The sequence below is a fragment of the candidate division WOR-3 bacterium genome (assembly GCA_011052815.1).
In the GTDB taxonomy this organism is placed as follows: domain Bacteria; phylum Hydrothermota; class Tepidihabitantia; order SM23-42; family SM23-42; genus DRIG01.
In genome coordinates, this window is sequence record DRIG01000104.1 from 1 (window position 1) to 5,878 (window position 5,878).

The window sequence follows — 5,878 nt, forward strand, 5'->3', positions numbered from 1 at the left end:
TCCGCGTTTCGAAAAAACCGTTTCCTCATGGGAACTCGTCATCACCGACACAAAAGGGGACGTCGTAAGGCGGTACGCAGAACGGGGACTGCCCCCTTCCTCTATCTCCTGGGACGGCAGAACCAACAAAGGAGAGATGTGCAATCTGGGTGAAGTCTACAACTATGTCTTTACGGCGTTTGATGCGGTCGGGAACCCGACGCGAATAGGAGGCCGTTCCTACAAATTTACGGGCATTGTCTACGACGATAAAGATACCAAAGTCATCGCGATCTCTTCTGGAGAACTTTTCAAGAAGAACTCACATTATCTTACTGCAGATGCATCCGCCTATCTGGACGAAGTCGCGAATGTGATCAAGGATAATTTCAAAAAAGAGGTCGTTATCTATTCCTATTCAGAATCAGAAGTACTGGCAAAGACACGCGGCAAGACGATTATGGAGGAGATAATCAAACGAGCGGTGCTGCCCGAAGAAGCGCTCAAGACCGCCCCCCGCTTCATTCCGGGACTTGAGCCGAAATATTCCAAGATAGAGATAGTGATTCAATAGACCGGGTATTCAGAAAGCTGAAACGACCTGTTTTTCCAGACTAAAGATAGGTTAACCGCCTCAAGAGCTTCAATTTTTCCCGGTCACCGAGTTTTGTCTTCTTTATCGCATCCTCCAGAAACAGAATGGAGTTGTTGTAGGTTTTCTTATCTACGGGGTAGGGGAACCCGTCTTTACCGCCGTGGGCGAATGAATACCGCGCAGGGTCGTTAAATGACGGTGACTTTCCGTAAAGCAGTTCACCGATCAATGCCAGCGCCCGAATCGTTTTGGGGCCGACCCCTGGAATACTGAGCAGGTTTTCAAAATCATTCGGCGCCCGTTCATAGGTTCTTAAAAGCACTTTATAAAAATACCTGGGATTTATATCCAGTTTGATCACCGGATGGCGTTGGGGCATCTTTAAAATTTTCTTTGTTTCTTTAATTATTTTATCAGGGTGTTCTTTTGCAATAAGGGTGGTTACCTTACGGGAAGATTCACTCTCCTGCGCCACCATATTCAACGTTGTATGTATCTCATCACAGCATACCGCGGTATGGGGTTCACACACATACGAATTCAGGGTTGAGGAAAGCCAGTGGTATCGGCGTGCCTGACGGGTATCCGGATTCATCCCCTGTTGAACCACTGCCCAGTCGCCGTCCTTCGTAAAAATGAACATATGATGGTACAGACTATAACCGTCCTGAATACAGGTGTTGTCCACCTTGGCGGAAATCTTCGATGCATATATCAGTCTTTCGGGATTTATGGCTAATCGTTCTGATACGGTCTGGATATGCAGCGGAGTTTTACGGGCGGTGCCTCCTTTACCACCGCAAAAGAATAGTCCCAGACTGTAAGAGGCGTCTTTCATACCTTCTTTCAAGGCACCACATACCGTGGTCGTCACGCCTGAAGAATGCCAGTCAAAACCAAGCACCGAGCCGAATGCCTGAAACCAGAAAGGGTCTGAAATTTTACGTAAAAATTCCTTTGGTCCGTATTCAAATACAATAACCTCGATAATCACCCGTGAGAGTTTAACCATCTTTTCAAAGAGCCAGCGTGGTGCTCTTCCGTGGTGCAGTGGTAATTGGGCGATTCCTGTCTTCATTGATAATCGATTAAGGAAAAGATACTGTACTTATTCAGTTTATCCGTTCCACGAAGGAATGAAAGAGTGATTAAAAAAGCGCAGCCGACGATCTCGCCCCCGAGTTCCTCAACAAGCCGGCAGGTCGCCTGGACTGTACCACCGGTGGCAAGGAGGTCGTCGAAGACCAGAACTTTATCTCCTTTTTGAATCGCATCTTTATGTATCTCAATGGTATTCTTTCCGTATTCAAGGGTATAATCCATTGAGACGGTTTCAGCGGGCAACTTACCCGGCTTACGGACCGGTACAAAACCGCACTTTAATTGATATGCGAGCACTCCGCCGAATATATAACCACGTGCCTCAACAGATACGACCTTATCGATATGAACCTTTTCGTAATTCTTCACGAGGACGTCAACTGCATACCTGAAAGGTTCAGGTTCTTTCAAAAGAGTGGTGATATCTTTGAATATAATGCCCTGTTTTGGAAAATCAGGTATATCGCGAATATATGACTTTAATTCCATTAAACCTCCTTTACTCTGTCTTGTGGGTATTGACGGTGAGGATGATGGAAAAAACGGCTGTCAATAACGAATGTCAAAATCAGAAAAACCGAATTCCACATCTTCCCATTTCACTTCGACGTCAGTCACCTGCGCCGAAGCAGGTCCGATTTTCAACTGCTCGATAAAATCATTTATATTCTTCTCTTCGCCTTCTGCGATGACCTCTACACTTCCATCAGGAAGATTCTTGACATAACCTCTGATGTTGAACCTCTTCGCCTGTTCCACAGTAAAAAATCTGTAACCAACACCCTGAACCAAACCCTGTATGATTATTAATGCCTTCATATTAAAATTTTGTTGAAGATAACATCCGCCGCTTCTTCCGCACTCTTCACTTTAATGATCGGAGCTTCGATACTCCAGGTATTAATACCGATAATCGGCTTATTGAACATCAAGCAATAGGCGATTTCGGAAAGTGTTCCGTATTTACCGTTAATGGCGACGGCGCAATCACAGGTTCTGGCGATAATGATATTCCGCGCTTCGCCCAGACCTGTAACTATCGGTATATCCACATAAGGATTGGCGTCCTCTTTATCGTTTCCCGGCAGTATTCCAATGACAAAACCGTTCAATTCCTTCGCCCCTTTTGAAGCCGCATTCATCACACCGCCGAGCCCACCGGTCACCAGAACTGCATGATGCCGGGCGATGAGTCGCCCCATCTCCTCGGCGATTACCAGACTCTTCTGATCTGGCTCTGAACCGCCGATTACCGCTACTGTCTTCTTTATCATCACACCTTCCTGCATTCCGGTTTACAAACCATGATCCTCGGGGCGGTGGGACTCGAACCCACGACCTCATGGTCCCGAACCATGCGCGCTAATCCACTGCGCCACGCCCCGTAATCATCTGTTCCATCCTTCTTTTCCTATTAAAGGAACAAAGGTACAGCCAAAAAATTCCTTACGGTAGATCCTCCCTTTATGTTTTTTAACGAGATTCAGAATCTGCCCGAATTCATCACCGACCGGGATAACCAATCTACCGTTATTTGCAAGCTGTTTAATGAGTGCGTCAGGTATCTCAGGCGAACCGGCTGTAACGATAATGGCGTCATAAGGTGCATAATCGACCCATCCGATACTACCGTCTCCGACCATCAAATTTATGTTCTTAAATTGTAAATATTTCAGAACCGCCCGTGCCCGACGCGTCAACTCCGAGATCCTCTCGATCGAATAGACCTTTGAACACAGCAGCCCCAGAACAGCAGTCTGATAACCGGACCCGGTACCGACCTCAAGTACCTTTTCATCTCCTTTGAGTTCAAGAAGTTCAGTCATTGCAGCAACCATATACGGTTGTGAAATCGTCTGGTCATATCCAATCGGAAGTGGGTAATCTTTATATGCCTGGTGGTAATAGGTCTTGTCGACGAACAGATGCCGCGGGACCTTCATCATCGCCTCAATCACCCGTGAATCCTTGATGCCGCGTGTAATGATCTGCTCCTTCACCATTCTCTCCCGTTCGATCCGCCACTCATTAACCTCAAGCATTACAGTATTAGAATATCGAAAACCGACAAAAAGTCAACCCCTCTCCGTTTCTCCCCTTCCCCGTTTCTCTCTCCCAACGCTCCAAACACTCTCAACGCGCCAAACGATCCAAACGTTCTCAACGCGCCAAACGATCCAAACGCTCCACGTCATTCTGAGCGAAGCGAAGAATCTTGACGCAATGGGGTTAAATTCCAACATCCAACATTAAATAAGAGGGGAGAAAAAATAATTCATTGACAGATGAAAATTTATTGTTATAGTTTATTAGTAAAGGGAAGAGATGAATAAAATCATAATTTTATTGTCTTTAATAGTCATTGGTTTAGGTTTTGGGCAAAGCAGTGAAGTAGAATCTGCGTCAGTCTTTAATTTTCTGGTCGGATTAAAAACAGGTACAAATTATGATGTTGCTCATTCCCTCAATGAAGATACAAGAAGATGGGACGGTTTGGGCTATAATATCGGTCTCGAATTCGAAACTAACTTTAAGAATATAATAGATTTGGCTGTCGGCTGTTCCTATCTTAGAACAGCATATACATACAAGATACTGGGCTCTAGTTGGGGTGAAGACTCTACCTATTTTTACAACAATTTATACATGCCGATAGTCGTGAAATTAGTCCTAAAAATTGGACAGCGAGTACATCCATTCGTGAAAATTGGGGCTGCTGGTGTATTCGAATTATCTGGCAAAATAAAAGGATGGATTGAGCCAGCTCCTTTTGATATAAAAATTGATTCTTTAGTTAATAATTATTGTTTCCTTACTGGATTAGGTACGGACATACAAATTAGTTCCAAACTCAAATTAAAGCCAGTTTTTACTTATCAGCGCCATTTGAATATATGGGCTGCTGATACACCTTATGACATTAAAAAGTCTTTTGATTGTTTGTTTACAGTCGGCGTATTCTATTCAGTTGTGTTATGATAACAATAAGTTTTTTCCAACTTCAGGGGGAATGATGCAGATTGGGAAAATTGTTGTATTAATAATAATTCTACTGCCATCGTATTTTTATGGCAGATCTATAGATGAGGAAATAATTGTCTTCTTCCAACCAGATGTAATTGAGTTACCACCAGGACAGGATAGTGCGTTGTTAGATGAAATCAATGCCCCACAGAATGTTTTGGATTGCTTACAGGCAATTGATGTGATTAAGATCTTCAGGGCATTACCTGATTTTAATCCGGTGGATACTTTAAGGGTTACAGAAAACGGTTGGGAAGCTCGTCTACCAAACTATACTTATCTTTATATCTTGCAGGTTGCCACTAATGTTAACCGCGATTCAGCAATCATTGAATTAAAAAGGCTCAATGAGATTATCTACGCAGAGAAAAATCGTAAGGGAGAATCATTTTATACTGAACCTAATGATGAATATTTCAACATGTACCAATGGAATCTGAATGACGAAACTGGTAACATAGGAATTGACGTAATGCGGGCTTGGGATTTATCAAGAGGCAGTAATAATATAAAGATTGGAATAATCGAATCTGGTTTGGATACAACGCATATAGATTTGAAAGGCAGAGGATTTTCAGGTGACCCACCGACATCATATTTAGCTGATCATGGCACACATGTCTGTGGTATTGCCGCGGCAATGACTAATAATAATAAAGGGATTGCTGGCGTTGATTGGTATGCACGAATAGACTTTCAAAATTGGTCCCCCGGTGATATTTTAAATTTCTACAATGCAGTTATTGCCGCAGTTAATAGTGGCTCCAGGATAATAAATTGCAGTTGGGGTATTCCGGACGGCTTTTCGCAAACTCTATACAGTGCCTTTAAATACGCTTATCAGAGTAATGTTTTGCCTGTAGCTGCCATTGGATATATTGTAAGACCTTATCAAAATCCAGCTTGGTTTGGACCATGGATGTTGACAGTTGCAGGAACCGACAAAGATAATAATCCTGCAGACTATTCTATAGAATTCCCAAGGAGCTATGTTGATGTTGCTGCGCCTGGTGGTGAAGGTAAATGTGTGACCGCTATTTATTCTACTGTTGCAGCATATTATAATTATGATTGGATGGCTGGCACATCCATGGCAGCACCCCATGTGACCGGTCGTGCTGGATTGCGTCTTGGAGCTAATCCAAATTTAAGAAATTACGACCTTGAGTGGTTAATTAA

7 protein-coding genes and 1 tRNA gene are annotated in these 5,878 nt (G+C 43.5%); 2 read left to right on the forward strand and 6 right to left on the reverse strand.

The window, feature by feature from the left end:
• Window positions 1–593 precede the first annotated feature (593 nt).
• The 6 genes from ENI34_10205 to ENI34_10230 form a co-directional block, all read right to left on the reverse strand.
• Window positions 594–1,652: a DUF763 domain-containing protein gene (locus ENI34_10205; GenBank protein HEC79491.1), complete on the reverse strand. Its 1,059-nt coding sequence runs from the start codon at window positions 1,650–1,652 to the stop codon at window positions 594–596.
• The gene (locus tag ENI34_10210; protein ID HEC79492.1) at window positions 1,649–2,164 is read right to left on the reverse strand and encodes an adenine phosphoribosyltransferase; all 516 of its coding nucleotides are present in this window, start codon (window positions 2,162–2,164) and stop codon (window positions 1,649–1,651) included. Before ENI34_10210 ends, ENI34_10205 begins: the two co-directional genes overlap by 4 nt.
• A gap of 60 nt (window positions 2,165–2,224) precedes the next feature.
• Entirely contained in the window at window positions 2,225–2,494 is a 270-nt protein-coding gene (locus ENI34_10215; GenBank protein HEC79493.1) for an acylphosphatase, read from the reverse strand.
• Window positions 2,491–2,949 (reverse strand): TIGR00725 family protein, encoded by a 459-nt coding sequence (locus tag ENI34_10220; GenBank protein HEC79494.1) that lies wholly within the window; start codon window positions 2,947–2,949, stop codon window positions 2,491–2,493. Before ENI34_10220 ends, ENI34_10215 begins: the two co-directional genes overlap by 4 nt.
• Window positions 2,950–2,986: 37 nt before the next feature.
• Window positions 2,987–3,060: transfer RNA gene (locus ENI34_10225), tRNA-Pro, on the reverse strand.
• 3 nt (window positions 3,061–3,063) lie between these two features.
• A complete protein-coding gene (locus ENI34_10230; GenBank protein HEC79495.1) occupies window positions 3,064–3,717 on the reverse strand; it encodes a protein-L-isoaspartate(D-aspartate) O-methyltransferase in 654 nt (217 codons plus the stop codon).
• 283 nt (window positions 3,718–4,000) lie between these two features.
• Here ENI34_10230 and ENI34_10235 point away from each other — a divergent pair, with 283 nt between their 5' ends.
• Complete coding sequence (locus ENI34_10235) at window positions 4,001–4,654, forward strand: hypothetical protein (GenBank protein HEC79496.1); 654 nt, start codon at window positions 4,001–4,003, stop codon at window positions 4,652–4,654.
• Window positions 4,590–5,878: hypothetical protein (locus ENI34_10240; protein ID HEC79497.1), on the forward strand; the 1,289-nt coding region annotated here is incomplete at its 3' end. The genes ENI34_10235 and ENI34_10240, both read left to right, overlap by 65 nt.

Bases quoted from the DNA above. Each gene is read 5' to 3' on its own strand.
- ENI34_10205 (HEC79491.1), bottom strand. From the start codon at position 1,652: ATGAAGACAGGAATCGCCCAATTACCACTGCACCACGGAAGAGCACCA.
- ENI34_10210 (HEC79492.1), bottom strand. From the start codon at position 2,164: ATGGAATTAAAGTCATATATTCGCGATATACCTGATTTTCCAAAACAG.
- ENI34_10215 (HEC79493.1), bottom strand. From the start codon at position 2,494: ATGAAGGCATTAATAATCATACAGGGTTTGGTTCAGGGTGTTGGTTAC.
- ENI34_10220 (HEC79494.1), bottom strand. From the start codon at position 2,949: ATGATAAAGAAGACAGTAGCGGTAATCGGCGGTTCAGAGCCAGATCAG.
- ENI34_10230 (HEC79495.1), bottom strand. From the start codon at position 3,717: ATGCTTGAGGTTAATGAGTGGCGGATCGAACGGGAGAGAATGGTGAAG.
- ENI34_10235 (HEC79496.1), top strand. From the start codon at position 4,001: ATGAATAAAATCATAATTTTATTGTCTTTAATAGTCATTGGTTTAGGT.